Annotated in this window: 24 protein-coding genes; 16 read left to right on the plus strand and 8 right to left on the minus strand. The window is 72.6% G+C overall.

The genetic code is table 11. From position 1 onward, the window contains the following. Positions 1–68 precede the first annotated feature (68 nt). Entirely contained in the window at positions 69–1,022 is a 954-nt protein-coding gene (locus tag NHG27_RS10185) for an L-lactate dehydrogenase (RefSeq protein ID WP_497016227.1), read from the plus strand. A gap of 116 nt (positions 1,023–1,138) precedes the next feature. On the opposite strand, the gene lexA is transcribed toward NHG27_RS10185, so the two are convergent. Continuing rightward, positions 1,139–1,888, minus strand: a complete 750-nt coding sequence (lexA, locus tag NHG27_RS10190) for a transcriptional repressor LexA (protein WP_497016228.1) — start codon at positions 1,886–1,888, stop codon at positions 1,139–1,141. Positions 1,889–2,134: 246 nt separating this feature from the next. On the opposite strand from lexA, the gene NHG27_RS10195 reads away from it, so the two are divergent. Both NHG27_RS10195 and nrdR read left to right on the plus strand, forming a co-directional pair. Then, positions 2,135–2,578 carry a LysM peptidoglycan-binding domain-containing protein gene (locus NHG27_RS10195; RefSeq protein ID WP_497016229.1) on the plus strand — a complete coding sequence of 148 codons (444 nt, stop codon included), beginning with the start codon at positions 2,135–2,137 and terminating at the stop codon, positions 2,576–2,578. Between the two features lie 446 nt (positions 2,579–3,024). After that, on the plus strand, positions 3,025–3,549 hold the full coding sequence (gene nrdR / locus NHG27_RS10200) for a transcriptional regulator NrdR (RefSeq protein WP_193718251.1): 525 nt from the start codon (positions 3,025–3,027) through the stop codon (positions 3,547–3,549). A gap of 88 nt (positions 3,550–3,637) precedes the next feature. Here the strand turns inward: nrdR and NHG27_RS10205 are convergent, their stop codons facing one another. Then, positions 3,638–4,714: an aldo/keto reductase gene (locus tag NHG27_RS10205; RefSeq protein ID WP_497016230.1), complete on the minus strand. Its 1,077-nt coding sequence runs from the start codon at positions 4,712–4,714 to the stop codon at positions 3,638–3,640. A gap of 111 nt (positions 4,715–4,825) precedes the next feature. Between NHG27_RS10205 and NHG27_RS10210 the strand changes: the two genes are divergently transcribed. Next, positions 4,826–5,017, plus strand: a complete 192-nt coding sequence (locus NHG27_RS10210) for a DUF5302 domain-containing protein (protein WP_191790651.1) — start codon at positions 4,826–4,828, stop codon at positions 5,015–5,017. Positions 5,018–5,116: 99 nt separating this feature from the next. Here NHG27_RS10210 and serA read toward each other — a convergent pair whose 3' ends face one another. Continuing rightward, on the minus strand, positions 5,117–6,316 hold the full coding sequence (gene serA, locus NHG27_RS10215; protein ID WP_193718253.1) for a phosphoglycerate dehydrogenase: 1,200 nt from the start codon (positions 6,314–6,316) through the stop codon (positions 5,117–5,119). A gap of 92 nt (positions 6,317–6,408) precedes the next feature. Beyond that, a complete protein-coding gene (locus NHG27_RS10220) occupies positions 6,409–8,832 on the minus strand; it encodes a HelD family protein (protein ID WP_497016231.1) in 2,424 nt (807 codons plus the stop codon). A 129-nt stretch (positions 8,833–8,961) separates the two neighbouring features. On the opposite strand from NHG27_RS10220, the gene NHG27_RS10225 reads away from it, so the two are divergent. The 5 genes from NHG27_RS10225 (at position 8,962) to NHG27_RS10245 (ending at position 14,274) form a co-directional block, all read left to right on the plus strand. Further along, positions 8,962–10,284 carry a PP2C family protein-serine/threonine phosphatase gene (locus tag NHG27_RS10225; protein ID WP_497016232.1) on the plus strand — a complete coding sequence of 441 codons (1,323 nt, stop codon included), beginning with the start codon at positions 8,962–8,964 and terminating at the stop codon, positions 10,282–10,284. Then, complete coding sequence (locus NHG27_RS10230; RefSeq protein WP_497016233.1) at positions 10,281–11,993, plus strand: sensor histidine kinase; 1,713 nt, start codon at positions 10,281–10,283, stop codon at positions 11,991–11,993. Before NHG27_RS10225 ends, NHG27_RS10230 begins: the two co-directional genes overlap by 4 nt. A gap of 175 nt (positions 11,994–12,168) precedes the next feature. Then, on the plus strand, positions 12,169–12,609 hold the full coding sequence (locus NHG27_RS10235; protein ID WP_497016260.1) for a response regulator: 441 nt from the start codon (positions 12,169–12,171) through the stop codon (positions 12,607–12,609). Between the two features lie 202 nt (positions 12,610–12,811). Then, positions 12,812–13,759: a proteasome assembly chaperone family protein gene (locus NHG27_RS10240; protein ID WP_193718254.1), complete on the plus strand. Its 948-nt coding sequence runs from the start codon at positions 12,812–12,814 to the stop codon at positions 13,757–13,759. Between the two features lie 311 nt (positions 13,760–14,070). Continuing rightward, on the plus strand, positions 14,071–14,274 hold the full coding sequence (locus NHG27_RS10245) for a cold-shock protein (RefSeq protein ID WP_030150522.1): 204 nt from the start codon (positions 14,071–14,073) through the stop codon (positions 14,272–14,274). 81 nt (positions 14,275–14,355) lie between these two features. On the opposite strand, the gene NHG27_RS10250 is transcribed toward NHG27_RS10245, so the two are convergent. Then, complete coding sequence (locus tag NHG27_RS10250) at positions 14,356–15,462, minus strand: spermidine synthase (RefSeq protein ID WP_497016234.1); 1,107 nt, start codon at positions 15,460–15,462, stop codon at positions 14,356–14,358. A 103-nt stretch (positions 15,463–15,565) separates the two neighbouring features. Between NHG27_RS10250 and NHG27_RS10255 the strand changes: the two genes are divergently transcribed. Genes NHG27_RS10255 through NHG27_RS10265 form a run of 3 tightly spaced genes read left to right on the plus strand, consistent with a single transcriptional unit; the run spans position 15,566 to position 17,736 of the window. Then, on the plus strand, positions 15,566–16,012 hold the full coding sequence (locus NHG27_RS10255) for an SAV_6107 family HEPN domain-containing protein (RefSeq protein WP_497016235.1): 447 nt from the start codon (positions 15,566–15,568) through the stop codon (positions 16,010–16,012). Between the two features lie 22 nt (positions 16,013–16,034). Then, a complete protein-coding gene (gene dinB / locus NHG27_RS10260) occupies positions 16,035–17,294 on the plus strand; it encodes a DNA polymerase IV (protein WP_193718257.1) in 1,260 nt (419 codons plus the stop codon). A 37-nt stretch (positions 17,295–17,331) separates the two neighbouring features. Further along, positions 17,332–17,736, plus strand: coding sequence for an SCO2097 family morphological protein (locus tag NHG27_RS10265; RefSeq protein WP_193718258.1), 405 nt, complete (start codon positions 17,332–17,334; stop codon positions 17,734–17,736). Here NHG27_RS10265 and NHG27_RS10270 read toward each other — a convergent pair. From NHG27_RS10270 to NHG27_RS10280, 3 genes are read right to left on the minus strand one after another with little or no spacing between them, the layout of a single operon-like run. Beyond that, positions 17,684–20,029 (minus strand): transglutaminase TgpA family protein, encoded by a 2,346-nt coding sequence (locus NHG27_RS10270; RefSeq protein WP_497016236.1) that lies wholly within the window; start codon positions 20,027–20,029, stop codon positions 17,684–17,686. The genes NHG27_RS10265 and NHG27_RS10270 overlap by 53 nt on opposite strands. Next, positions 20,026–21,351 (minus strand): DUF58 domain-containing protein, encoded by a 1,326-nt coding sequence (locus NHG27_RS10275; protein WP_497016237.1) that lies wholly within the window; start codon positions 21,349–21,351, stop codon positions 20,026–20,028. Before NHG27_RS10275 ends, NHG27_RS10270 begins: the two co-directional genes overlap by 4 nt. A gap of 1 nt (position 21,352) precedes the next feature. Further along, entirely contained in the window at positions 21,353–22,357 is a 1,005-nt protein-coding gene (locus NHG27_RS10280; protein ID WP_497016238.1) for an AAA family ATPase, read from the minus strand. A 337-nt stretch (positions 22,358–22,694) separates the two neighbouring features. On the opposite strand from NHG27_RS10280, the gene mraZ reads away from it, so the two are divergent. The 4 genes from mraZ (at position 22,695) to NHG27_RS10300 (ending at position 26,930) form a co-directional block, all read left to right on the plus strand. Continuing rightward, complete coding sequence (gene mraZ / locus NHG27_RS10285) at positions 22,695–23,129, plus strand: division/cell wall cluster transcriptional repressor MraZ (RefSeq protein ID WP_497016261.1); 435 nt, start codon at positions 22,695–22,697, stop codon at positions 23,127–23,129. 242 nt (positions 23,130–23,371) lie between these two features. Next, the gene (rsmH, locus tag NHG27_RS10290; protein WP_193718261.1) at positions 23,372–24,394 is read left to right on the plus strand and encodes a 16S rRNA (cytosine(1402)-N(4))-methyltransferase RsmH; all 1,023 of its coding nucleotides are present in this window, start codon (positions 23,372–23,374) and stop codon (positions 24,392–24,394) included. Then, positions 24,391–24,834 (plus strand): cell division protein FtsL, encoded by a 444-nt coding sequence (ftsL, locus tag NHG27_RS10295; RefSeq protein WP_497016239.1) that lies wholly within the window; start codon positions 24,391–24,393, stop codon positions 24,832–24,834. Before rsmH ends, ftsL begins: the two co-directional genes overlap by 4 nt. Before the next feature lie 326 nt (positions 24,835–25,160). Beyond that, positions 25,161–26,930 carry a peptidoglycan D,D-transpeptidase FtsI family protein gene (locus NHG27_RS10300; RefSeq protein WP_193718263.1) on the plus strand — a complete coding sequence of 590 codons (1,770 nt, stop codon included), beginning with the start codon at positions 25,161–25,163 and terminating at the stop codon, positions 26,928–26,930. Positions 26,931–26,956: the final 26 nt, after the last annotated feature.

Raw genomic sequence — 26,956 nt, forward strand, 5'->3', positions numbered from 1 at the left:
GTCCACGCGGCGGACGTCGGACGCTCGTGCAGCGACCGGCGGCCGACGCACTACGTCCAGGAGGCACAGTGCCCGCCCGTACCACCAAGCTCGCGATCGTCGGCGCAGGTTCCGTCGGATCGACCCTCGCCTACGCGGCGCTCATGCGCGGAGCCGCTCACACCGTGAGCCTCCTCGACATCAACCGGACCAAGGTCGAGGCCGAGGTCCTCGACCTCCAGCACGGCATCCAGTTCATGCCGATGGCCAAGGTCGAGGGCTCCGACGACGTCGCGGTGTGCGCCGACGCCGACGTCGTGGTGTTCACCGCCGGCGCCAAGCAGAAGCCTGGTCAGACGCGCCTCGACCTCGCGGAGGCCACGATCTCGCTCGTCCGCAAGATCCTGCCCGGGCTCGTCGAGGTCGCGCCCAACGCGATCTACATCATGGTCACGAACCCCGTCGACGTGGTGACGTACGCCGCGCTCAAGTACTCGGGCCTCCCGCCCAACCAGCTGTTCGGCAGCGGTACCGTCCTGGACTCGTCCAGGCTGCGGTTCCTCGTGGCGCAGCACTGCGGCGTTGCGGTGCAGAACGTCCACGCCTACATCGCCGGCGAGCACGGCGACAGCGAGATCCCGCTCTGGAGCTCGGCGACGATCAGCGGCGTCCCGCTGCTCGACTGGAAGGGCCTGCAGGGCCGTGGCCCCCTCACGGCCGAGGTGCGCGAGGACATCGCGCACGAGGTCGTGCAGTCCGCCTACCGCATCATCGAGGGCAAGGGCGCGACCAACTACGCGGTCGCCCTGGCCGCGACCCGGATCATCGAGGCGATCCTCGACGACGAGCACCGGGTCCTGCCGGTGTCGTCGCTGCTCGAGGACTTCCACGGGATCAGCGACGTCTGCCTGTCCGTCCCCTCGCTCCTCGAGCGACGCGGCTGCGGGGAGCGCATCGAGGTGCCGTTGTCCGACCACGAGCTCGCGGGCCTGCGGGCGTCCGCCGACTCGGTCCGTGCGGTGGCCAAGAGCTTCGGTCTGTAGCCCCGGACGCCGGTGCGCCGGTGCGCCGGCGGGCCCGGTGTCCGCTCGCCGGACGACGGCCCCGTGGCACGACGAAGGGGACGAGCCCTGAGGCTCGTCCCCTTCGTCGTGCCTGCTCAGAGGCTGCGCAGCACCGAGACCACGCGACCGAGGATCTGTGCGTCGTCCCCGGAGATGGGTCGGTAGGCCGCGTTGTGCGGCATGAGCCAGACGTGCTTGTCGATGCGCTTGAAGGTCTTGACGGTCGCCTCGCCGTCGATCATCGCGGCGACGATCTCCCCGTTCTCGGCGACGGGCTGACGGCGCACGACGACCCAGTCCCCGTCGCAGATCGCGGCGTCGATCATGGAGTCACCGGCCACGCGGAGCAGGAAGAGCTCGCCGTCGCCCACGAGCTGGCGGGGCAGCGGGAACACGTCCTCGACGACCTGCTCGGCAAGGATGGGGCCACCGGCGGCGATACGGCCCACGACGGGCACGTAGGACGGCGTGGGCCGCTCGGGCGAGTCCTCGGAGGCGTCGACGCCCTCGACGCGCGGGAAGCCGCTGCCGGGGAGCGGTGCGATGCCCCTGCTGTCGTCGTTGTGGACGACCTCGATCGCACGGGGCCGGTTGGGGTCACGGCGCAGGTAGCCCTTGCGCTCGAGCGTCGTGAGCTGGTGCTTGACGCTCGACGGGCTCGTGAGGCCCACCGCCTCGCCGATCTCGCGCATGCTCGGCGGGTAGCCCCGCTGCTCGACCGATGCGCGGATCGTCTCGAGCACGAGGCGCTGGCGCGGCGTCAGGCCGTCCCCGCCGGTCGTGCCGTCGGGGAGCTCGTGCACCTTCGCGAGCCTGCCCGTGGTGTCGGCCACCCGTCCCGCCATCGTCGTCTCCGCCCTGCTCGGCCGTCTCGGTCCCTGTACTGCGGAGAGGCACCGCGAGCGGCACCGGCTCCTGCGCGCGGTCGACCGCGATCCCGTCCGCCCGCGGTGCGGGACGTCCCGCTCGGCGAGCGCCCGACATATCGGACGACCCGTACCCGACCAGCGTAGGTCACGCGGCGACACGAATCAAACACATGTTCGAGCATGTCTCGACATCCGCCGTCTTCGGTGATAGAAATCGTACAGATGTTCGACGAACAGGTGTTCGAACCGACCGGGGAAGGCGGTTCGGGCACCGCGGACCGAGGAGCGGCGATGAGTGTCAGTGCGATGGACGTGACCCAGGGCTGGGAAGTCGAGCGCAGGGCTGTGCGGCAGCGGGAAGCCCCGTTGCGGCTGACCGCGCGCGGGCGAGCGGTGCTCGTGCTCCTCGTGGCGACCGTGCTGGCGCTCGGCGCCCTGTGGGGTGGCCGCGCCGTCGCTTCGGGTCCCGGTGAGCCGGTCGAGGTGCGGGTCCATGTCGTCGAGGCGGGCGAGACCCTGTGGCAGCACGCCTCCGCCCTGGCGGCGGGCAGTCGCGACGTGCGCGACGTCATGGTGGACCTCGCGGAGCTGAACAACCTCTCCTCGAACGGCCTGCAGGTCGGACAGCGGTTGCTCCTGCCCGTGGATCCTGACTTCGGCCGCTGACGTCGCCCGGCGGGTCGTGCGGAGGGGGCGGTCCGTGCGCGGGACGAGGGGGGTTGCGCAATCGCGTTAGGTTCGCCTAAGTTAGTACTGCCTCACCCGCCCGGCTGGGGGGTCGGTCGGTGAGGAGGAGGTGCGCCCAGCGTGCCTCCGCAGTTGCGTCGACGTCTGCGAGGCGAGTCGCGGACGTGAGATGGGGACGGGGGCGTCCCGACGGAGGTGGCCGTTCGACGGCCACCTCCGTTCTCACGTGAGCGGTCGTGCGCCCTGCGGTGAGCCGTCCTCCGGTGCGTCGCGGGGTCGCGGTTCCCGGGTGACGGCGGTCGGACTGTGACCCGCTCGCCGGGCGGGGCGTCTTGCGCCTCGTCGAGGTCGGGACATAGGTTCGGGACGCACCTTCCGTGGCGACCGGCCCGGAGGGCCCGCGCAGCCCACAGGAGTATCGCCTCATGCACTGTCCGTTCTGCCGGCACGCGGACTCCCGGGTCGTCGACTCACGAACCTCCGACGACGGAGCGTCCATCCGTCGCCGTCGACAGTGCCCCGCGTGCAACCGGCGCTTCACCACGATCGAGACGGCCAGCCTCTCGGTCGTCAAGCGGTCCGGGGTGACCGAGCCCTTCAGCCGGGAGAAGATCGTCACGGGCGTGCGCAAGGCGTGCCAGGGGCGTCCGGTCAACGAGGACGACCTCGCGGTGCTGGCGCAGAAGGTCGAGGAGTCGCTCCGTGCGGGCGGCAGCGCCGAGCTCGACGCCTACGAGATCGGGCTCGCCATCCTCGGGCCGCTCCGCGAGCTCGACGAGGTCGCGTACCTGCGCTTCGCGAGCGTCTACCAGGCGTTCGACTCGCTCGAGGACTTCGAGTCCGCCATCAACTCGCTCCGTGCGGAGCGCGAGGAGCGTGCGGCTGCGTCCGGCGACGCGGCCGCGACGGACGACGAGCCGACCGCCGACGTGGTGCCCGACCGCGCCTAGCTGGACCCGGCCGGGTACACCAGGTCCCGCGTTTCGGCGACGGGGCTCGGTCATGCCTGAGAGCCCGGCCAGCGGTCGTTCGACCCGGCTAGAGGTCGCTCGACCGTGCGGCCCAGATGTTGACACCGGTGTTCAGGGGCCTAGGTGTCCCGTCTGGCCCTGGCTCGGTGGTGACGGCGTCGATCGCCGCGAGCTCGTCCTGCGAGAACGGCGGCGAGTCCAGTGCTGCCAGGTTCTCGTCCACCTGCTCGACGGTCCGTGCACCCACGAGCACCGACGTGACGCGGGAGTCGCGCAGCGTCCAGGCGATGGCGGTCCGGGAGAGGGGCTCTCCCCGTCCGGTCGCCACGTCACGCAGCGCCCGGACCCGGGCGAGGTTCTCGGGAGCGAGGTGCTCCTTGCGCAGGGAGACGCCGCGCGCCGCACGCGAGTCGGGCGGGACGCCGTCGAGATAGCGGTCGGAGAGGATGCCCTGGGCCAGCGGCGAGAAGACGACGAGCCCGGTGCCCGCGTCGCCGACGACGTCGAGCAGGCTGCGCCCGTCAGGGCCCGGGGCCTCGATCCACCGGTTCAGCATCGAGTACGAGGGCTGGTGCAGGACCAGCGGCAGGCCCAGGTCGCCGGCGACCGCGAGGGCCTCGGCCGTGCGCTCGGCCGAGTAGGACGAGATGGCCGCGTACGTCGCCCGGCCCGAGGTGACCGCGGTCGCCAGGGCGCCGATCGTCTCGTGGAGGGGAGTCGTGGGATCGAAGCGGTGGGAGTAGAAGACGTCCACGTGGTCGGTCCCCAGCCGGCGCAGCGACGCGTCGAGCGACGACAGCAGGTACTTGCGGGACCCGCCTTCCCCGTACGGCCCGGGGCCCATCCGGTAGCCGGCCTTGGTGGAGATCAGGAGCTCGTCGCGGTGGCCGCGCAGGTCACCGGCCAGGAGGCGGCCGAACGAGGCCTCGGCCGAACCCGGCGGGGGACCGTAGTTGTTCGCGAGGTCGAAGTGCACGATCCCACGCTCGAACGCGTGCAGGACGAGCTCGCGCTGGGCCGAGAACGGGGTCGAGTCCCCGAAGTTCTGCCAGAGGCCGAGCGAGAGGCGGGGCAGGACCAGGCCCGAGCGCCCGGCTCGGGAGAAGGGTACGGCCGTGCCCGGCTCCGGTGCTTTGTGCGACATGTCTCGACCGTACCCGGTCGTATTCGCTGGCGTTCGGTGGCCGCGTGCGACAGGCTTGGCACGGGAGCGCCCGACGGCGCACCTGATCCACCGAGAGAAGGAGGCCCGCCGATGACGACGTCGAAGGACGAGACACCCGCGACCACGCCCAGCGAGGACGCCAAGGCGAAGTTCCGCGAGGCACTTGACCGCAAGAACGCCGCGAGCCACCGCACCGCGGACGGAGGCTCGAACACGGGCTCCGTCCATGGTTCGGAGACCGTCGGACCTGTGCAGCGGACGTTCCGCCGCAAGTCCGGCTGAGCACCGGCCGGGTCTCGAACCGGCCCCACGCACTCGGAGCACGACGAAGGGGACCAGCCCGACGGGCTGGTCCCCTTCGTCGTGTCCGGACGTGAGGCGTCAGGACAGCACGCGCAGCTTGACGGTCGCGTCCATCGCACGCAGCTCCTCGATCGCCGCGGGCAGGAGCTCCGCGCCGACGTCCGTCACCACGTAGCCGAGGTCACCACGGGTCGCGAGCATCTGTCCCTCGATGTTCGTGCCGTGCTCGGCGAGGACCGCGTTGACGGCCGCGAGCACGCCCGGGGTGTTGCGGTGCAGGTGGGCGATCCGGCTCACGCCAGTGCTCTGCTCGAGCGCGAGGTTCGGCATGTTGACGCTCAGCGTCGTGGAGCCCGTCGCGAGGTAGTCCCGGAGCTTGCCGGAGACGAACTGGCCGATCGACTCCTGCGCCTCCTCGGTCGACCCGCCGATGTGCGGCGTGAGGATGACGTTCGGCAGGCCGCGCAGGTCCGACTCGAAGTGGTCGCCGCGCTTCTTGGGCTCCTCGGGGAACACGTCGATCGCGGCTCCCGACAGGTGCCCGGAGAGGATCGCCTCGCGCAGGGCGGCGGTGTCGACGACGAAGCCGCGCGACAGGTTGAGCAGGATCGAGCCGCGGCGCATGCGCGAGAGCTGCTTCTCGCCGAACAGGCCGGCGTTGCCACCCCGTCCGTCGACGTGGAGCGTCACGACGTCAGCGGTCTCGAGCAGCTCGTCGAGGCTGTCCATGCGGCGGGCGTTGCCCAGGGCGAGCTTCTCGGCCGTGTCGTAGAAGACCACCGACATGCCCAGCGCCTCGGCGACGACCGAGAGCTGGGTCCCGATGTTGCCGTAGCCGATGATGCCCAGCGTGCGCCCACGCACCTCGTGGGCTCCCTCGGCGGACTTGTCCCAGATGCCGTCGTGCAGCGCGCGGTCACGCTCGGTGAGCCGGCGGGTCAGCGCGATGATCTCCGCGAGCGCGATCTCCACGACCGAGCGGGTGTTGGAGAACGGCGCGTTGAACGTCGCGACGCCGTGGGCGGCCGCGGCCTTGAGGTCGATCTGGTTGGTCCCGATGCAGAACGCGCCGATCGCGACGAGGTCGGGGGCGGACTCCAGCACGCGGGCCGTCACGTTGGTCTTGGACCGGATGCCGAGGATGTTCACACCCTCGAGCGCCTCGATCAGCTCGGACTCGTCCAGGGCCCCGGAGCGCACGGTCACGTCGATACCGGCGGACTCGAGGATCGAGGTGGCGAGGGGGTGCAGGTTTTCAAGGAGGAGGGCGCGTAGCACGTGTCTATGGTGCGCCGAGTTGCTGCGAGCACCAAACGAGTCTTGTCCCTCGGACGACGCGATCTCCCCGCGCGCGAGCGTGCCCGCGCCCGTCAGTCGGCGAACCCCCGCGGGAGCGGACGGGCGTGCACGACGACGAGCCGTTGCGTCGGACGGGTCATCGCCACGTACAGCTCGGACGCGCCCGAGGTCGCCTCGAGGACCTCGGCGGGCTCCAGGAGGACGACCGCGTCGAACTCGAGCCCCTTGGCCTGGGTCGGGCTGAGGACCGTGAGCGCGGCCCCCAGCGCCTCGATCTCGGCCGCGGGCCCGGTCAGCAGCGGGTCGCTCGCGTGGGTCCGGGTCAGGTGGTCGCGCACGTCCGCCACGCGGTGGGCGGGAGCGACGACCGCGACCCGGCCGGCGCCGTCGGGACCCACGAACTCCGCCAGGGAGGACCGGACCCGGCGGGCGACCTCGGCCAGGACGTCCTGGTCCGGCCCGACGGGAGCCAGGACGAGCGCGCCCGGGACGTCGCGCGCCGAGGTGAGCGACGACGTCGGGAGGCGGTGGGCCGCGGCGAACCGCTGCGCCGTGTCCGCGATCTGCGTCGGCGTCCGGTAGTTGACCGTCAGGGTCGACAGGCGCCACGAGTCGCGCAGCAGCGGGTCGAGCATGCTCGCCCACGAGCGGGCACCGGCGAGCGAGGACGTCTGGGCGACGTCGCCGACGATCGTCATCGAGCGCGTCGGGCAGCGGCGGACCAGGGCACGCCACGCCATCGCGGAGAGCTCCTGGGCCTCGTCGACCACGACGTGCGCGTACGTCCAGGTCCGGTCCTGCGCGGCCCGCTCCGCCGTGGTCAGGCGCGAGCCGCCGCCCGCGAACCGGTCGGCGAGGATCTCCGCACCGACGATCCCGCCGCCCGCACCCGAGGACTCCAGGACCTGGCGCGCGTACTCGAGGTTCGCCGCGCGGTCCGCGGCCTCGGCCTTGGCCTGGGCGCGCGCGGCCTGGTCGTCCTCGCCGAGGAGCTCGGCGGCCTCGTCGAGCAGCGGCACGTCGGCGGGCGTCCACGGCGAGCCCTTGGGGCGCGCGAGAGCCGCACGGTCTGCGCGTGACATGTCCGGAGCCGCCTCGGCGAGGCGGTGCGGCTTGACGAAGAGGTCCTCGACCAGGCGTTCGGGGGTCAGCGGCATCCACGCGAGGTTGAGCGCGATCCGGATCTCGCGCTGGCGTCGGAGGTCGTCGATCACCTCGGCCCGCTCCTCGGGCGCGACGGGCCCGCCGAGCTCGACCAGGTACTGGTCGGCGAGGCGCCCCAGCATCTCCCGGACGAACGGTACGCGGGCCAGGTTGTGCGGCTTGTGCGTGCGGTGCGCCTTGGCGATCGCCTCGCGCACGTCGGAGCGGCGGACCACCAGGTCGTGCCCGTCGATGCGCAGGTGCTGGTCGGCGGCAGGGACGCGCTGGCGTGCGCGGACCGCCCGCTGGATGATCCTGGCCCACGACGCGCGGCCCTTGATCCGGGCGACCTCGGGCGGCTCCTCCCCGTCGGCGACGAGGCCGGGAAGGAGCTCGGAGATGGTCGTGCTCACGACGCCCGTCTCTCCGAGGGAGGGCAGGACCTGGTCGATGTAGTGCAGGAACGACAGGCTCGGCCCGACCAGGAGGACGCCCGAGCGCTCGAGCAGCCGTCGGTGGGCGTAGAGCAGGTAGGCCGCCCGGTGCAGGGCCACGGCGGTCTTGCCCGTGCCGGGTCCGCCCTGGACCACGAGGGCGCCCGCGAGCTGGGAGCGGATGATCGCGTCCTGCTCGGCCTGGATCGTGGCGACGATGTCACCCATGCGGCTCGTGCGTCCCGCGGCCATCGCCGCGAGCAGCGCGCCCTCGCCCGAGAGCGAGGAGTCGGTGGCGGCGTCCGAGGTGAGGTCGAGGACCTCGTCCTCGATGCCTGTCACGGTCCGTCCCCGGGTCACGAGGTGGCGACGTCGGCGGACCCCGTCGGGGTGTGCCGCGGTCGCTCGGTAGAAGGACTGGGCGGCGGGCGCTCGCCAGTCGGTGAGGATCGAGGTGTGCTCCTCGTCGGACAGCCCGATGCGTCCGACGTACCGCGTCGCGCCGTCCTCCAGGTCGAGGCGGCCGAACGCCAGTCGGTCCTCGACGGCCTCGAGCTGTGCCAGGCGGTCCTCGTAGAGGGTCGCGAACGCGTCGCGCTCGCTGCGATTCTGCGGCGACCCGGAGGGGCCCGTCCGACGGACGCCCGCGAGCCGCGAACGGGTCGTGGCGCGCAGCTCGTCGAGGCGCGTGTACAGCGTGTCGACGACGGCCTGCTCCTTGCCGATCTCGTTCTGACGGTCGGAGGCCGGGGCGTCCCGTTCCGGCCCGGCCTGCTCGTCGGCAGCAGGCGTCCCGCTCGTCCGGTCGCTCGTCTCGCGCACGCTGATCCGTCCTGTCGTCTGGTCCCTCGCGGTCCGCTCGCGCACCCCGCGACGCAGCCGTCCATTATTGCCGATCTGGGAGGCGTCGGGCGCCATCGACCGGCTGGGTGGACACGCTCCCTCCCGAACGTCCGGGCCGGGCTGCTCGGCCCTCGCCTCCCAGCACGAGGCTCCGGAGTCATCTACCATCGGGAACCATGGCGACTGACGGGAGCGAGGGCCGTGGTGACTGAGCCCTTGGCACCTCGCCCGGAGGGCACGGCCCCGGGAGTCCTGTCGCCGGAGGACCTCCTGCGCGTCCTGCTGGTCGAGGACGACGACGGGGACGCGCTCCTCGTCGAGGAGCTCCTCGACGACGCACGGGTCAAGGTCGAGCTGCACCGGGCGACGAGCCTCGACCTCGCGCTCGAGATGCTGCGCCTGCACGACGTCCAGTGCATCCTGCTCGACCTCGGCCTCCCGGACGCCGTCGGGCTGTCCGCGGTCGAGCGGCTCCAGGCCCGCAACGACCCGCCGGCGCTGGTCGTCCTCACGGGGCACACCGGGATCGACCTCGGGGTCCAGGCGGTCGCGGCCGGCGCCGACGACTACCTGGTCAAGGGGGAGGTCGACGGCGACCTCCTCGGCCGGTCGGTCCGGTACGCCGTGCAGCGCCGCCGCTCCAAGGAGCAGCAGCGCGCCCTGTACCGCAGCGAGGTGCGGGCCGCGGAGACCGCGCGGCTCGAACGCGCCCTGCTGCCCACGCCCCTCGTGACGGACGAGACGATCGCCGTCATGGTCGGGTACATCCCGGGCGGCAACGGACTGCTCGGCGGTGACTTCTACGACGCGGTCGAGCGCCCCGACGGCAGCGTCCTGTGCCTGATCGGCGACGTCGCGGGCCACGGCCCCGACGAGGCGGCGCTCGGCGCGACCCTGCGCACCGCATGGCGCACGCTGGTCCTGTCGGACGTCGACCCCGCCCAGATCCTGCCCCTCGTCGAACGCGTCCTGGTCCCGGAGCGCGCCCGCCCGGAGGTGTTCGTGACCCTCTGCCAGGTCGTCATCGCGCCCGACCGCACGAGCGTCGACCTCTACCTCGCGGGCCACATGCCGCCGCTGCTCCTCCAGGGCTCCTGCAGCGAGCTCCCGACGACGTCGCGCGGCCGGGCGCTGGGCATCCCCGTCGACGGCGGCTGGCGGGTCGAGCGGGTGCCGCTCGAGGGGCAGTGGGCGCTCATGCTCTACACGGACGGGCTCATCGAGGCGACGCTCGCGGACGACCGCGAGACGGCGCTCCCCGCGAAGGCCGACGTGGCCCGCACGCAGGACGCGCTCCCGCGTCGGGAGCGCCTCGGTGTCCAGGGATTGATCAAGGCCGTCGACACGGAGCTCGCGAACGGCGACGAGGGGCTCGTCGAACGGGTCTTCCGACGGGTCCGCACCCTGCACGGCGGGCCGCTCGTCGACGACGCCGCGGTGCTCGTGGTCGGGTGGGGCGGCCCGGACCAGGACGCCCGCGGCGCGCGGACGGCCACCCTCGCGGACTCCGACGAGTGGTCGCAGTGACAGGGACGGCCGGGACGGGGCAGGAGCCCGCGCCCGACGACCTGCCCACGGGTGACCGCGCAGCGCCCACCGGGCCGGAGGCACCCGAGCCGATCGACGCGGGCCCCGGTTCGGCGACCGCGCACGAGGGAGCGCCCCCCACCGGCCCGTCGCTGCGGCGACGGCTCGGCGGCCTCCTGGTCGTCGCCGCGACGATCCTGCTCGCGGTCGTCGTGGTATCGGTCGTGGCGCTCGTCAACGTGGTGCGCTTCCAGGACGACGTCACGAACCCGTACTTCAACGCGATCACCCAGGCGGACAGCGCGTACGTGTCCCTGATCGACGCCGAGTCCTCGGTGCGGGCGTACCTGGCCTCCGGGACCGCTCTGAACCTCGAGGCCTTCGACCGCTCGTTCGTCACGGAGGGCGAGGTCGCGCTCCACGATCCCCGCACGGCGCAGATCGTCACCAAGTCCGCCCCCGTCGCGGACGGCCTCGACGCAGCGCACCAGGCCATCCACGAATGGGCCCTGACGTTCGCGCTGCCCGCGGTCGAGAAGGTGCGTGAGGGAGGGCCGGACGCCGTGTCCACGGACGAACGGCTCGAGGGGGCCAGGCTCTTCAACGAGGCCCGGGTCGCGACGAGCGACTACATCAAGGTGCTGCGCGACGTCCGCGAGGAGAAGGTCCAGTCCCTGGACTTCTGGACGCAGGTGCTGTTCGGCTCGGTCGTGGTCCTGGTCGTCGCGGCGATCCTCGTCGGGTCGTTCCTCTGGAGCCTGCTCAAGCGGTGGATCACGGAGCCTGTCACGACCCTCGCGCACCAGGTGAGGGTGGTCAGCGCAGGACAGCTCCGCCAGCCGGTCTCCGTCCAGGCGCCCGGCGAGATCGGGGCGCTCGCGGTCGACGTCGAGCACATGCGGCAGGAGCTCGTGAGCCAGGTCGCCGAGATCCGCGCCTCGCACGCAGAGGTCGAGCACTCGCACGAGCTCCTCGCGGCCCAGGCGCGGGAGCTGGCGCGGTCGAACCGCGACCTGGAGCAGTTCGCCTACGTGGCCTCCCACGACCTGCAGGAGCCGTTGCGCAAGGTCGCGTCCTTCACCCAGCTCCTGAAGAAGCGCTACGGGGGGCAGCTCGACGAACGCGCCGACCAGTACATCGACTTCGCGGTCGACGGCGCGAAGCGGATGCAGCGCCTCATCCAGGACCTGCTCGGCTTCTCCCGGGTCGGGCGGACGGGGAGCGAGCGGGTGCCCGTGGACCTGGAGAAGTCCTTCGCCGTGGTCCTGTCGGACCTCGACGAGAGGATCACCGAGACCGGCGCGACCGTCACGCACGACCCGCTGCCGACCGTGCGGGGCGAGAAGGCGCTGCTCGAGCAGCTCTTCGTCAACCTGCTGGGCAACGCGATCAAGTTCCGTGACCCGGAGCGTCCGCCCGTCGTCCACGTCGGTGTCCGCGCGTTGGACAAGGCGTGGGAGTTCAGCGTCTCCGACAACGGGATCGGCATCGACGCGCAGTACGCCGAGAGGGTGTTCGTGATCTTCCAGCGGCTGCACCCCAAAGACGTCTACGAGGGGACCGGGATCGGGCTCGCCCTGTGCAAGCGGATCGTCGAGCACCACGGGGGCGAGATCTGGATCGAGCCGAACGAGGATGGCGGGACGACGGTCCGTTTCACGCTCGCGCACCCCTCGGTCCACGGTGGCGGTGCGCCCTCGCCGACATGAGGGCGGCGACGGGTACCCGGCGGACGGGCACCCTGCTCGACGCGGGCCGCGGGCCGTGGCACCGCGGCCGTGCGGTGACGGCGTGCCCGGCGCGTCGGGCGCACGCGTCGACTAGGCTCGCGGGGTGGCTCGGGAGGACCGGGCCGGTACGACGACGAACGGTGCGGTGGACGACATGGGCAACGGGCACAAGGTGATCGACGTCCTGCTGGTCGAGGACGACCCCGGTGACGTGCTCATGACCCGCGAGGCGTTCGAGGACCACAAGGTGACCAACCGGCTCTCGGTGGTCAGCGACGGCGTCAGCGCGATGGCCTTCCTGCGCAAGGAGGGCGAGTACGCCGACGCCCCGACGCCCGACCTGATCCTGCTGGACCTGAACCTGCCCCGCATGGACGGGCGCGAGGTGCTGGGCGAGCTCAAGTCGGACCCCGTCCTGCGGCAGATCCCCGTGGTCGTCCTGACCACGTCGGAGGCCGAGGAGGACGTCGTGAGGTCGTACTCCCTGCACGCGAACGCCTACGTGACCAAGCCGGTCGACTTCGACCGCTTCATCGACGTCGTGCGCCAGATCGACGACTTCTTCGTCACCGTGGTCCGGCTGCCCGCACGCTGACCGCTCGGCGCGCGTCGGGCGGACCACCACCGGCCGGACCGGCGCGTGACCTGCGTCCGCATCGTGAGGCTCGGTCGTGACGGGGGACCCGGGAAGCATCGGGCACCCCGCGGTGTTGTCCTGATCGAACCGCCCGAGAACCGCGCCGGCACCGCCCGGCCGACGACCTGGGCGGGCGAGGACGACGACGGAGGAGCATCTGGTGCTGGACCCACGAGGGATCTACGAGGTGGACGAGGCCGCGGTGGCGCGCGTCCTGCCCGCGGCGACGGGGACGCAGGGGGAGGCGGCCGTCCGTGCGACGGGACCGGTCATGCTGCACTCGGTGCGCGGTTTCGTGGACGCGGGGACGACCGGCGAGCTCGCGGTCGACCACCTGCTCGAGGAGTTCGAGGTCACGCGGCTGGTCACGTTCGACGTGGACCAGCTGCTCGACTACCGCTCGAAGCGGGTGACCATGCTGTTCGACGCGGACCGGTGGGCGTCGTACGACGAGCCGTTCCTGGCGATCGACCACCTGCGCGACGCCGAGGGCACGGGCTTCCTGCTCCTGCACGGCATGGAGCCGGACCTGCAGTGGGAGCGCGTGGTCGCTGCGCTGCGCGAGCTCGTGAACCGGTTTGACGTGTCGCTCGTCGTGGGGTTCCACGGGATCCCCATGGGGATCCCGCACACGCGCCCGCTGTCGGTGACCGCGCACGCGACCCGGCGCGAGCTGATCGAGGACCACACGTCGTGGTTCGGCACGGTCAAGGTCCCGGGGTCGTTGGCCGCGCTGCTCGAGCTGCGTCTCGGGGAGTCGGGGCACGACGCGATGGGCTTCACGGTGCACGTGCCGCACTACCTGGCGCAGTCGCCGTTCCCGCCCGCGGCCGTGGTGGCGCTCGAGAACGTCCAGCGCTCGACCGGGCTGGACCTGCGGGTCGCCGCGCTGACGTCGGGGGCTCAGGAGGCCGTGGCCGAGGTCGAGCGGCAGATGGCCGAGTCCGAGGAGGTCACGGCGGTCGTGCGTGCGCTCGAGGAGCAGTACGACGCGTTCGCCCGTTCGGTGGGGCGCACGAGCCTGCTCGCGGAGTCGGCGCCCATACCGACCGCTGACGAGCTCGGGGCCGAGTTCGAACGCTTCCTTGCCCAGCAGACGGGGGAGTGACGGCCCCGCGCGGAGGTTGTGCGGAGGTTGTGCGGACGAATCACGGTATTTCCTCGGCGCCTGACGTGGCGAACTTCACCTTCACCGTGCAAAACTAAGTCTCGTTGCAGTGACGTGCTCGAGACATGCCTTCGCGTGAACCGGTGTCGACACAGCAGGATCCCGGTCCGCCGGGTCGTGCCAGTCAGCCGGCGGTCGCCACGACCGGACCTCGCGGAGCGCGTCGCGGGTCCGCGTGGCTGTGGCTCGATGAACGGGCGAAGGGTCCGTTCGCGGATGTCCCCGCATGGACAGAAGGTACGAGGAACAGCATGGCGCAGGGTTCTGTGAAGTGGTTCAACGCTGAGAAGGGCTACGGGTTCATCGCCCAGGACGGCGGCGGTGCCGACGTCTTCGTCCACTACTCCGCGATCGAGGCCCAGGGCTACCGGTCGCTCGAAGAGGCTCAGCGGGTCGAGTTCGAGATCACCCAGGGTCCCAAGGGCCCGCAGGCGGAGAACGTCCGCCCGCTCTGATCTCCCTGATCGTGCGCCGGCTCTCGCGGGTCGGCGACGGAGGCCGTACCCCCGTCCGGGGGTGCGGCCTCCGTGCTGCTGTCAGCCGTCCTCCCGCCCGACGGCGTGGCGACCGTCCGCCGCAGCACCTCGGGGCGCGGCGGCGTCGGGCAGGGACGACGAGGCGGGGTCCGCGGCCGCAGCGGGTGGCGGCGGGTCCTCGATCGGCGCCGCGGTCCCGGCGAACCGCCGGGCCTCCTGTCCCGTGAGCAGGGTGGCCGGGACCGGCAGGCTGCGCAGCGTGCGTGCGAGCGTCGCTCCGTCCAGGTCGAGCCCGGCCTCGGCGGGGTCGTCGCCCGCGCCGGGCGAGGCGGCGGACGGGCGACGGACCGCGACCAGCACCAGGTTCCCGTAGCGGCGCCCCTTGAGCTGCCCGGGCTCGGCGATCAGGCCGACGTCGCCCCAGGCGTCCCGGTCGCGGGGCCCGTCGTCGGTGAGCGCGGCGACCGCCGTCGCGAGCTCCGCGCGGACCAGGGCCAGCGGCGGTCGGTCGGCGCAGTTCGCGAGGTACACCCCACCGGGCCGCAGGACCCGCAGGACGTCGCCCACGAAGCCCGCCGTCGTGACGTGCCCGGGGGTCGTGTCGCCCGCGAAGACGTCACGGACGACGACGTCGACGCTCGCGTCCGGCAGCGTGGCGAGCTCTGCCCGGGCGTCTCCCGCACGGAGCCGCAGGCGGGGGGCGCGGGGGAGCGAGAACCACTCGCGCACCCGCGCGACGAGGTCGGCGTCCAGGTCCACCGCGAGCTGGCGGGAGTCCGGTCGTTCGTGCTCGACGTACCGGGCGAGGGTGCAGCCCGCGGCCCCCAGGTGCACGACCCGCAACGGTCCGGGGGGAAGCGCCGCGAGCACCGCTGCCATCTGCTGCATGTACTCGAACGTCAGCAGCCCCGGGTCCGCCAGGTCGAGGTGCGAGCTCGGCACCCCGTTGACGAGGAGGGTGACGCCTGTGCTGCCGTCCGGGTCGGGGACCAGGCGGGCGGTGCCGGTCGAGGTGCGGACCTCCTCGGTCGGCAGGTCCCGGGTGGTCCCGGCCCCCTGCTGCCGGGCCCCGGTGCGTCCCCGCCGAGCGGGCGGCGCCGGCTCTGTGGGTGGCGAGGAGGATGCTGAGGAACGACGCGGAGCGCGTCGGGTGGTCTTGCGGCCCATGGGTCAACCGTAGGGGCTCGAGCGACGGGACCCGTCCACCGGACCCGCCGGGCGATTGACAGGATCGAACAGGTGTTCGATCATGGATGACGGAGGTGTTCGTATGACCACGCAGCACAGAGCGCTCCCCGGTGCGGGGATCGTCGCCCCGGACGTCGCCCGCCTCCTGGCCCGCGCGGACGCCGAGCTCGTCGCGGCCGGTCTCACGGCTGATCCTGCGGAGCGCTTCGTGCTCTCGCACCTCGGTGCGCTGCGTGCCGCGGCGGCCGTGGTGGCTCTCCGGGGCAGACCGCCGGCGCGCTCCCGGGCGCGCTCGGTCTGGGACATGCTCGCTCTCGTCGAGCCAGGCCTGGCCCCCTGGTCGCTGTACTTCGCGGGCGGGGCCCGGACCCGTGCGGCGGTCGACGCCGGGAGGTTCGACGCGGTCGAGGCGCGGCGGGCGGACGAGATCATGGCCTGCGCGGAGGACTTCCGCGACGAGGTCGCCATGCTCGTCGACCCCGACGTCGGGTTCGTCCGCCACCCGTCGCTGCAGGTCGTGGCCTCGTGACCCGTCTCGTGCCGGGTCTGCCGTGAGCCGGGGGCCCCGGGCCGTCCTGACCCGCCGGGACTGGGGGGACGACGAGACGGGCTGCTCGATCCTGCACGTCGACATGGACGCCTTCTTCGCCTCGGTCGAGCTCACCCGCCGACCGGAGCTCGTGGGGCGCCCCGTCATCGTCGGCGGTGCCGAGCGCAGCGTCGTCCTCGCGGCCACGTACGAGGCCCGCGCCTTCGGCGTCCACTCGGCCATGCCCATGGCGCTCGCCCGACGCCTGTGCCCCCAGGCCGTCGTCGTGCCCCCGGACCACGGGGCGTACCAGGACGCGTCGCGGGCGGTCATGGAGATCGTCCGCGAGATCACGGCCCTGGTCGAGCAGATCAGCATCGACGAGGCCTTCCTCGACGTGAGCGGCGCACGTCGCAGGCTCGGTGCGCCGACGCTCATCGCGCAGGCCCTGCGGGCGAGGGTCCGGGCGGAGGTCGGCATCACGTGCTCGGTGGGGATCGCCTCGACCAAGTTCGTCGCCAAGCTCGCGTCGACGCACGCCAAGCCGGACGGCATGCTGCTGATCCCCGCGGCGGCGACCGTCGACTTCCTGCGCACGCTGCCCGTGGGTGCGTTGTGGGGCGTCGGGGAACGGACGGAGAAGGTCCTCGCCGGCTGGGGCATCTCGACCGTCGCCGAGCTCGCCGACACCGACGTCGCGACGTTGCAGGCCGCGGTCGGAAAGGCTGCCGGCGCACACCTCCACGACCTCGCCTGGGGGAGGGACCCGCGTCCCGTCGACCCGGGACGGACCGAGCAGAGCATCGGTGCCGAGACGACGTTCGCGCAGGACCTCTACGACCCTGCCGTCATCGGGTCGGCGCTGCTGGGTCTCGCGGACCGCTGTGCGACGCGGCTGCGCAGCCAGTCGTTCGTCGCCCGCACCGTCTCGGTCAAGGTCCGGACCTCGGACTTCCGGACGCTCACCAGGTCGCGGACGCTCGCGTCGCCGACCGACGTCGCGCAGGAGATCCACGCCGTGGCTCTCGAGCTCGTCCGCGGGGTGGACCGGCGCGGTCTGCCGGTCCGGCTCGTCGGGGTGCGCGCGGAGGGCCTCGAGCGCCGGGAGGACGCGGTCGAGCAGCCGACCCTCGAGGAGTCGGTCCGGGAGGGCGCGGGTGCCCAGAGAGCCGCGGAGCGCACCCTGGACCAGATCCGGGGCCGTTTCGGGATGAATTCGATCGGACCCGCGTCCACCCGTCGACGCTCGACTACCACCGGGGCAGATGTAGAACTATCCTGAGGGGGACACATTCAACCGCTGAGAACCGGGGGTGCCCATGCCTCTGTCAGAGTACGAGCAGCGCGTACTGGAACAGATGGAAAGAGCGCTGACCTCGGATGATCCGCGGTTGGCGACGACGCTTCAGTCGAGCCCCCGCAAGTCCGGGTTGCGCTACGTCGCGGCAGGGATCGGAGTGGTCGGCGGCCTGCTGCTGCTGGTCCTCGGCGCCGCGACCGCCTCGCCCGTCCTGGGGGTCATCGGGTTCGTCGTGATGTTCGCCGGGGTCGCCTTCGCGTTCTCCGCGCCCCGCAAGTCCGCGACCGGGCCGGTGGGTGTGGTGGACCAGGACGGCAAGGTGACTCCGCCCAGGGCTCCCGCCAAGCGCGGTGCGCCTCGTCAGGGCTTCATCAACCGACTGGAAGAGCGGTGGGACCGTCGGCGCGAGCAGGGCGGTCGCTGAGCTCGTCCCGCACGCCGGTGACCACCGCGTCGCGCCACGCGACGAGCTGCGTCGGTGAGGAAGCCGACCAGCTGCGCGCGTAGCGCTGGGCCTCGAGCTCGGAGGTCAGCGCGACCAGGGCGTCCGTCGTGGGGTCGGAGAGGCGGCGTCCGGTCCTCTCCTCGACCTGACGTGCCACGGCGGCAGGAACGTTGCGCAGGGTCACCGACCTCTGCCAGCGGACACCCAGTCGGTCGAGGTCCTGGACGAGGTCCGTCCAGGTGGACTCCACGTCGGGCTCCGGTGCCACGGACCTGCGGCGTCGGGCCAGGACCCATCCCAGCGCTGACAGGACGAGGACCACGACGAGCGCGAGCGCTCCCATCACCCAGCCGCGTCCTGCGGACGTCGGCTCGTCGGTGCCCCCGAGGCCCGCGCCGGCGGACGGCGCGGTCGTCTGGACGGTCCCGGGTGACGCCTCCGGCCGGCCGAGGTTCGTCGGCACGTCGCCCGGCGCGGGCGTGGTCCCGTTGCCCGGGGTGCCGATGAGCGGGTCGGCCCAGGAGGGCACCGGGCCGGCCTGGACCGCCGGGGTCGGCTCGAACCGGACCCAGCCGTGGCCCGGGAAGTAGAGCTCAGGCCAGGCGTGCGAGTCCTTCCCCGTCACCTGGTAGACCGAGCGGCTCGTCCGTTCGCCGGGGAGGAATCCGACCGCGAGGCGCGCCGGGATGCCCAGGGTGCGGGCCATCATGGTCATGGAGGTGGCGAACTGGACGCAGTAGCCCTCCCTGTCCTGGAGGAAGTTCCAGACCGTGTCGTCGGTCTCACCGTCCGGCACCGTCGTGGAGTACGTGAAGTTGCTGCCGTCGCGGAAGAACGACTGCAGGGCGACGCCCGCGTCGTAGCGGCTCGTCGTGCCTGCGGTGATCTCCTCGGCGAGAGCACGGATCCGGTCCCGGTAGGGCGTGTCGGGGACCTCGACGAGGTGGGGGTCGTCCAGGTCGTCACCCGTGCTGGACCTCAGCGCACCGGCGGTGAGGTCTCGGGCGAAGACCTCGAACGAGTAGGTCATCCCGGGCGCCGTCGCGGTGTTGCCGGTCACCTCGTCACGGGCCTCGTCGTAGAACCACTCGCCGTCCACGTCGACGGACCGAGGCTCGGTGGGCAGGACGAGCTTTTCGTCGCGCAGGGTCCTGAGCGTCACGTCGACCGTCCGGGGGGCGGTCGCCCCCGAGGTCGCGGGGGACTCGGGCCACAGGACCTGGTCGGGGTCGACCTGGGGGCCCTGCGCGGAGTCTCCGCGGCGCCAGCCGCGACCGTCGAAGCCGGTCAGCGTGAACATGCGCAGCGGACCGATGCTGGTGCTGCTGGTGCCCAGGGCCGTGTCCTGGGGGAACTCGTACGTGAGGGCGACCTCGTCCGACCGGGCGCCGAGGTTCTGCTCCATGTCGAGGTCGCTCGCGAGGCGCACGGTCGGGCCTGCGCTGGTGAAGAAGGACGACCACGGTGAGCGCAGGACCTGAGGGATCGCGCCGGCTGCCGTGCCCGCGACGAGGGCGAGCACGGCGATGGTCGCTGTCGACGCCAGGACCCCGGCGGCTCGCACCCCGTGCGTCGCAGGGCGGACAGGGGCCGTCTGCGAGCCCTGGCGGCGGGGTGTGCGGTGCGGGTTGTCGACCGCGACGAGCAGGAGCAGGGCGGTGACCGTGACGACGAAGACCACCGGGGGGACCGAGCCCTCGATGACGAGCGGCGGGAGCCACAGGGCCAGGAGCGGGAGCGCCGCGGCGGCGGGGAGGCGCAGCCCGCCCACGACGAGGTCCGTGACGAGGAAGACGAGCACGGTCCCGGCCACCGCGATGAGGGCGAGGGGGAACGAGGCGTCGATCGGGGCGACCTCCTCGACGATCAGGCGCTGACCGGCTGTGAAGCGCGCGAGCAGCCGGTCCACGCTCGCGCTGCTGATCGCCAGGTCGACGCCGCGGGACGTCGGCCCCCCGAACGCGGCGAGGAGCGCCCAGCAGCCCGCGAGCAGGCCCACGAGGGTCGGCACGAGTCCTCGGAACCCGACGTCGTGACGTCGGCGTCGTCCGTCCTGCCCGCGGCCCACCAGCAGGCGTGTCCCGCAGGTCACGACGGCGAGGCCCAGGACGAACCAGGTGCCCGTCCGGGTCCAGTCGCCCGGGCCGATGAGCAACGAGAGCGCACGGAAGGACGCGAGCGTCGCGACGGTCACGAGGACCGAGGTCGCGACGACGCGTCGGACGGTGTCTCGCTGGACCTTGTGGTCCGTCCGCGGGGACGTGGCGGTCACCGGCGCTCCTCCATGAGTCGGTTCCAGGCGGCGGAGATGGTGCTCGTCCGCGGGTCGACGGCCACGGCGTGCCAGCCGACCGCACGCAGAGTGGTCAACGAGTCCTCGAGCGCGGCGTCCGGGAGCGGGCCCGGGGCGACGACGAGCGCCCAGTGGTCGCCGGTGCCGGCCATGGGGGCGACGGCGGACGTGGAGAGCGGGCCCAGGGGGGCGAGCACGGCGACCGTGAGCTCACCGGGGCGCCGCGATGCTCGCAGCGCGTCCGCGGTCGTCGCGAGCGCGCGCTCGGCGTCCCGCGGGCTCGTGTGCCCCTCGAGGTCGATCGTGTCGTCGAGGAGCTGGGCCGCGCGTTCGCTGCGGCGTCCGGTCGCCTGCGGGAAGGTGCCGACCGCGGGAGCCGCGGAGGACGTGACGAGCCGGACCGGGTGGCCCGCTGCGAGCAGCATGACGGCGACGGACGCCGCGGCCTCGATCGCCCACTCGCCGTCCTGGGCCGTGCTCGAGGCACGGTCCGTGCCCGGAGGAGGCAACGTGCCCCGGTCGAGGAGGACGGTCACGGGAGGCATGCCGGCGTTCTCGTCGGTCCGCACCATGAGCTGGCCCCGTCGGGCGGCGGTGGCCCAGTGCACCCGCCGTGGGTCGTCTCCCGCGACGTAGTCCCGCAGGACGCTGTCGTCGCTCGACGAGGCGCGGGCTCCGCTCGCGGACCGGGCGAGGTCACCGAAGGCCCGCGACCCGCGCACCTCCAGGTCCGTCGTCCGGGGCCTCACCGAGACCGTGCTGGCCTCGCCGAGGGGTTGGACGGCCCGGACGAGGCCGAACAGGTCCACCCGGCTCGTGAGGACGGGGCCGAGCGCCCACCGGCCTCGGTGCTCCGGGCGCAGCCGGTAGCGGACGGCGATCCGGTCGGGGTGGGACACGACCTGTGCGCGGAGCGCGTCGTGCTCGCAGAGCTCGCCCGCGGCCTGCTCGCTGATCTGGAGCCGCGAGAGCCGACCGAGCGCGGTGGCCGTCGGTGCGACGGGGGAGACGAGGAGCCGGGTCGTGACCTGGCTTCCGCGGACCGCGGGGTCCGGCTCCACCCGGCGGGAGACCCGCAGGGCCCCCGGGCCGCGGTCGATGCGACGGGCCAGCATCCAGGTCCAGGCGGCGGCCACGACGAGGAGGCCCGCGGCACCGAGCCCCACGACGTCCGTCAGGCCGAGCACCGTGCCGGCGACGACGAGCACGAGGCCCGCTGCGAGGACGGCGGTGCCCCGGACGGTGGGGCGGACCTGCGAGAGCCTGCCGGGGATCCGGGGTCCGGTACGGAGCCCAGGCACGTCAGTGGCGTTCTGTCGCGGGACGGGCCGGGATCGGGGTCCGCTCGACGATCGAGCGGACCACGTGCTCGGTCGTGTGGCCCGCGAGGCGGGACTCGTTGGACGGGATCAGCCGGTGCGCGAGGACCGGGATCGCGAGGAGCTGGACGTCGTCGGGCAGGACGTGGTCGCGGCCGGCCATCGCGGCGACCGACTTGGCCGCGCGGAGCAGCTGGAGCGAGGTGCGCGGGGAGGCACCGAGCTTGAGGCCGGGGTGCTCACGGGTCTCGGTCACGAGCGCGAGCACGTAGTGCTTGACGGCCGGGGAGGCGTAGACCGAGCGGACGAGCTGCGCGAAACGCAGGATCGTCTCCCCGTCCACGACGGGGGTGATGTGCTCGAGAGGGTTGTCCGACTCCTGCCGGTCGAGCATCTCGAGCTCGGCGTCGAGACCTGGGTACCCGACCGTGAGGCGGGCCATGAACCGGTCGCGCTGCGCCTCGGGCAGGGGGTAGGTGCCCTCCATCTCGACCGGGTTCTGGGTCGCGACGACGAGGAAGGGGCGGGGGAGCCGGTGCGTCGTCCCGTCGACCGTCGTCTGACCCTCCTCCATGCACTCGAGGAGGGCGGACTGCGTCTTGGGCGAGGCGCGGTTGATCTCGTCGCCGATGACGATGTTGGCGAACACGGGTCCCGGGCGGAACTCGAAGTCGTGGGTCTCCGTGCGGAAGATGTTGACGCCCGTGAGGTCGCTGGGCAGCAGGTCCGGGGTGAACTGGATGCGCCCGACCTGGCAGTCGATCGTCCGGGCCAGGGCCTTGGCGAGCGTCGTCTTGCCGACTCCCGGGACGTCCTCGAGGAGGAGGTGCCCCTCCGCCAGCAGGACGGCCACCGTGAGGTGCACGAGCTCCGGTCGTCCGGAGATCACCGACTCGATCCTCGTCCGGATCCGCGCGGTCGCCTCGACGAGTTCGCCGAGGGGGTCGATCCCGTCGCGCCGTGGCGCGGTCGAGTAGTCGGTGAGCACGAGAACCTCCGTCGGGTCACGCCTGGCGTCTGGAATGTCGAGCCTAGTTGACCATTCTCCCCACGACCCTCCACGTCCGGATCCCGAAACGGCTCGAGGGGTCGTCACGCGCCGGGACGAGCCGGGCGTACGGGGCGAAGTCGTCGTCGAGGAGGGGGAGGGCCCGCCGGGCGCCCCACTTCGCTCCATGCCCTCTGACCTGCGGAGATTTCGCGAAGAGGGGTGAAATGAACGCGATATCCCAGGCCGGGTGGAGGCTTGTGGAGTACTGTGGAGGGCGAGGGATCAGGCGGGGAGGTGAAGTCGGATGAACGAGTCGTTCAGCGGTTCTCCGAGCCTGCTCCTCGGGACGTTCACCCCTCGGCTCGACGACAAGGGACGACTCATCCTGCCTGCGAAGTTCCGTGGACAGCTCGCCTCGGGGCTGGTCATGACCCGGGGGCAGGAGCGTTGCCTCTTCCTGCTGCCGATGGACGAGTTCCGCCGGATGTACGACCAGATCCGGCAGGCACCCGTCACGAGCAAGCAGGCGCGGGACTACCTCCGCGTCTTCCTGTCGGGGGCCAGCGACGAGATCCCGGACAAGCAGGGCAGGATCTCGATCCCGGCCCCGCTGCGGGCCTACGCGGGGCTCGACCGGGACGTCGCGGTGATCGGCGCCGGCACGCGCGTCGAGATCTGGGACGCCACCGCGTGGGAGACCTACCTCGCCGAGCAGGAGGCCGAGTACGCCTCCACGGCCGAGGAGGTGCTGCCCGCACTGCGCTTCTGACCCTGGACCTCGTACGACCACCGCACAGCACGCAGCAACGAGCAGCACGACCGGCCGAGGTGACGAGGCTCCGCACGATGAGGCCTCCTCCCGCCCGCTCTGGCGCACTTCCCCGGTGCCAGAACGGTCGCGGAGGGAGACCTGGTCGGGCGGGGCCGTCCCCCGCAGGACGCACGGCCCGCAGCAACCGAACCACCGGATCGACCCCGCAGCACCACAGGACCGAACAGGAAGGAGGCGTCATGACCACACCTCGCAGCACGTCAGGATCGGGAGCGGAGGACCGCCACGTCCCGGTCCTCCTCCAGCGGTGCGTGGACCTCCTTGCCCCGGCTCTCGCCGAGCCCGGCTCGGTGCTCGTCGACTGCACGCTCGGGATGGGCGGCCACACCGAGGCCGTGCTGGAGCAGGTCCCCACCGCCCGGGTCGTCGGCATCGACCGCGACCCCCAGGCCATCGCGCTCGCGTCGCAGCGCCTCGCTCGCTTCGGCGACCGCTTCCAGGCGGTGCACGCCGTGTACGACGAGATCGGCGACGTGATCGCGGGTCTCGGGCTGCCGTCCGTCCAGGGCGTCCTGATGGACCTCGGCGTCTCCTCGCTGCAGATCGACGAGTCGGAGCGTGGCTTCTCGTACGCCCAGGACGCCCCGCTCGACATGCGCATGGACACGACGACGGGCCTGACCGCCGCCGACGTCCTGAACACCTATGACGAGCGCGAGCTGACCCGGATCCTGCGGGAGTACGGCGAGGAGCGCTTCGCCCAGCGCATCGCACGGGCCGTCGTCCGACGGCGCGAGGTCGAGCCCTGGACACGGAGCGCGCCCCTCGTGGACCTCGTGCGGGCCAACATCCCTGCGGCTACCCGCAAGACCGGGGGGAACCCCGCCAAGCGCACGTTCCAGGCGCTGCGGATCGAGGTCAACGGTGAGCTCGAGGTCCTCGAGCGCGCTGTCCCGGCAGCGGTCGAGGCCCTCGCCGTCGGGGGGCGGATCGTCGTCGAGTCCTACCAGTCCCTCGAGGACCGGATCGTCAAGCGGGAGCTCGCGCGCGGGGCGACCTCGAGCGCGCCTCCCGGGCTGCCGGTCGAGCCGGAGACCCACAAGCCCTACCTCCGGCTGCTCGTCCGTGGCGCCGAGGAGGCGCCTGCGGAGGAGCTCGAGCGCAATCCGCGGTCGGCCTCCGTGCGGCTGCGGGCCGCCGAGAGACTTCGACCGACACCCGACCACCTACGCCACCGCCCGCGAGGGGAGAACAAGCCATGAGCTCACGACAGACCGCTGCCCGGCCTCTGACGTCGACCGCTTCGGCACCTGTCCGCAGGCCGTCGCTCACCGCGCTGCCCGGGGGTGCCGGTGAGCGCTCCGGGCGGCCGCGCCTCGAGGCGGTCCGCGCGCCGCTCCAGGTGCAGTCGCGGGTGCCGTTCCTGGTCCTGTGCATGTCGATCCTCGGCGCCGCACTCCTGGGAGCGCTCCTGCTGAACACGACCATGGCCAAGGGCTCGTACGAGCTGTCGGACCTCCGGACGACCGCGGGGGTGCTCGAGCAGGACACGCAGGCACTGACGTCGCAGATCCAGGCGGCCACGACGTCCCTGCCCGAGCGCGCCCGTGCGCTGGGCATGGTCGAGTCCGAGGCGCCGACCATGCTGCGGCTGTCGGACGGCGCCGTCGTCGGGGCGTCGGAGGCGGGGAGCACCCCGTGACGCCGGGGACGGGTCGGCGGGGCGACGGTACGCCGCCGCGCCCGCCGGCACCGTCCCGCAAGGGGGCGTCGTCGGGGGCCTCTGCTGCGTCCGACCGGCGCACCGGCGGGGCGTCGGCGCGCACCACCCCGGCTCGTCGGCAGTCCTCGACGGCTACCGAGCGCGCCGACCGGCCCGTGGCGTCGGCTTCCGGGCGCGGCCCGGCGGGGACGCGTGGCGCGGGCGTCGCGCGGTCCGGTGGCGGCGGTCGGGGCACGGCGGTCGGGCGGCCTGCTGCTGCGGCGCTGCCCGCCCCCGGACGCCCCGAGCGCCGCCAGCGATGGCTCATGGGGGTCGCCCTGGTGGTCCTCCTGGCCTTCACGGTGCGCCTGGTCTACGTCCAGGTCGTGATCGGACCGAGCCTCGCGCTCGCCGCGGAGGGGGCCCGCACGCAGTCGCACGTCACGATGGCGCACCGCGGGGACATCACGGACGCCGACGGCGTGGTGCTGGCGACCTCGATCGACCGGTACACCGTGTCGGCGGACCAGAAGACGATCCCCGAGTTCGTCCCGTCGTCGCGGCACACGATCGACGGGAAGAAGGTCGAGGGCGAAGGAGCGGTGGCGCTCGCCAGGCTGCTCGCCCCCATCCTCGACCGGTCGGCCCCCGAGCTCGCGGCACAGCTCAGCGGGACCAACGGTCGGATCAACCGCAACGTGATCCTCAAGAAGGACGTGGTCCCGGAGGTCCAGCGCCAGATCGTCGCGCTCGGGGTCTCCGCCTACATCCGCACCAAGCTCACGACCGAGCGGACCTACCCGGCGGGCACCACCGCGGGGAACATCGTGGGCTACGTCGGTGCGCAGCAGTCCGACGACGGCACGACCGAGCAGGTCAAGGGTCTCGGAGGGGTCGAGGCGACGTACGACGACCTCCTCACGGGGACCCCCGGCAGCGAGAGCTTCCAGCGGGCGGGCGGCGCGAGCGGTGTGCGCATCCCGGGCAGCACCCAGCAGAGCGTCGAGGCGGTGCCCGGCGACTCGGTGGCCCTGACCCTCGTGCGCGACATCGGGTGGAAGGCGCAGGACTCGATCGACAAGGCCGTGGCCGAGACCGGGGCCGACTACGGGATCGCCGTGGTCCAGGACGTGCGCACCCAGGAGATCCTGGCTCTCGCGGACTCGGGGGCGATCGACCCGAACGACCGCAGCGACTCGCGGGTCGCGGACGGCAGCCGCGCCGTCAAGGACGTGTTCGCACCCGGCTCGACGGGCAAGGTCATCACGATGGCCGCCGTGATCGAGGAGGGCCTGGCCTCCCCGGAGAGCCGGTACGAGGTCGACTACACCTACACCACGTCGAACGGCGAGACCTTCCGTGACTCGCACTACCACGGCCTCGAGAACCTGACCCTCGCGGGCGTCCTCGCGGAGTCCTCCAACACGGGCACGGTCATGGTCGGGCAAGACCTGCCCAAGCAGACGCGCGAGGACTACCTGCGGGCGTTCGGGCTCGGCGCGAAGACCGGGCTCGGGCTCCCGGGGGAGTCGGCCGGTCTCCTCGCCCCGGCCGCCTCGTGGGACGGGCGGACCGAGTACGCGGTCCTGTTCGGCCAGGGGCTGGCCGTGAACGCGGTCCAGGCGACGAGCGTGTTCTCGACGATCGCGAACGGGGGCAAGCGGGTGACCCCCACCCTCCTCAAGGGGACGACCGGGCCCGACGGGGTCTTCGTCCCGGCGCCGGACCGGGAGGCGACCCAGGTGGTCTCGGAGTCGACGGCCGACCAGGTCCTGCACATGATGGAGGCCGTGGTCGAGGAGGGGTCGGGAGCCGCAGCGGCGATCGACGGCTACCGGGTCGCCGGCAAGACGGGCACGGCGGAGGAGGTCGGCGCGGACGGGCGCCTCACCGACATCATGGCCTCGTTCATCGGGGTGGCCCCGGCCGACGACCCGCGGTACACCGTGTCGGTGTTCCTCAAGAACCCGCGGACCAACATCTTCGGGGGGCTCGTCGCGGCCCCGGTGTTCAAGGACGTGATGGGCTTCACGCTCCAGCACATGAACGTCCCGCCGAGCTCGAGGGTCGAGGAGCCCTACCCGACGACGTGGTGACCTGCCCCCGGACGGTCGTGACGTCG

Source organism: Oerskovia sp. 140933, from assembly GCF_059651515.1.

What these genes read in the sequence shown, in the direction of transcription:
- NHG27_RS10235 (WP_497016260.1), top strand. Translation starts at nt 12,169, where the DNA reads ATGGGCAACGGGCACAAGGTGATCGACGTCCTGCTGGTCGAGGACGAC.
- lexA (WP_497016228.1), bottom strand. Translation starts at nt 1,888, where the DNA reads ATGGCGGGACGGGTGGCCGACACCACGGGCAGGCTCGCGAAGGTGCAC.
- NHG27_RS10265 (WP_193718258.1), top strand. Translation starts at nt 17,332, where the DNA reads ATGCCTCTGTCAGAGTACGAGCAGCGCGTACTGGAACAGATGGAAAGA.
- NHG27_RS10300 (WP_193718263.1), top strand. Translation starts at nt 25,161, where the DNA reads ATGGGGGTCGCCCTGGTGGTCCTCCTGGCCTTCACGGTGCGCCTGGTC.
- NHG27_RS10220 (WP_497016231.1), bottom strand. Translation starts at nt 8,832, where the DNA reads ATGGCGCCCGACGCCTCCCAGATCGGCAATAATGGACGGCTGCGTCGC.
- NHG27_RS10210 (WP_191790651.1), top strand. Translation starts at nt 4,826, where the DNA reads ATGACGACGTCGAAGGACGAGACACCCGCGACCACGCCCAGCGAGGAC.
- NHG27_RS10195 (WP_497016229.1), top strand. Translation starts at nt 2,135, where the DNA reads ATGTTCGACGAACAGGTGTTCGAACCGACCGGGGAAGGCGGTTCGGGC.
- rsmH (WP_193718261.1), top strand. Translation starts at nt 23,372, where the DNA reads ATGACCACACCTCGCAGCACGTCAGGATCGGGAGCGGAGGACCGCCAC.
- NHG27_RS10205 (WP_497016230.1), bottom strand. Translation starts at nt 4,714, where the DNA reads ATGTCGCACAAAGCACCGGAGCCGGGCACGGCCGTACCCTTCTCCCGA.
- ftsL (WP_497016239.1), top strand. Translation starts at nt 24,391, where the DNA reads ATGAGCTCACGACAGACCGCTGCCCGGCCTCTGACGTCGACCGCTTCG.
- nrdR (WP_193718251.1), top strand. Translation starts at nt 3,025, where the DNA reads ATGCACTGTCCGTTCTGCCGGCACGCGGACTCCCGGGTCGTCGACTCA.
- NHG27_RS10255 (WP_497016235.1), top strand. Translation starts at nt 15,566, where the DNA reads ATGACCACGCAGCACAGAGCGCTCCCCGGTGCGGGGATCGTCGCCCCG.
- NHG27_RS10245 (WP_030150522.1), top strand. Translation starts at nt 14,071, where the DNA reads ATGGCGCAGGGTTCTGTGAAGTGGTTCAACGCTGAGAAGGGCTACGGG.
- NHG27_RS10250 (WP_497016234.1), bottom strand. Translation starts at nt 15,462, where the DNA reads ATGGGCCGCAAGACCACCCGACGCGCTCCGCGTCGTTCCTCAGCATCC.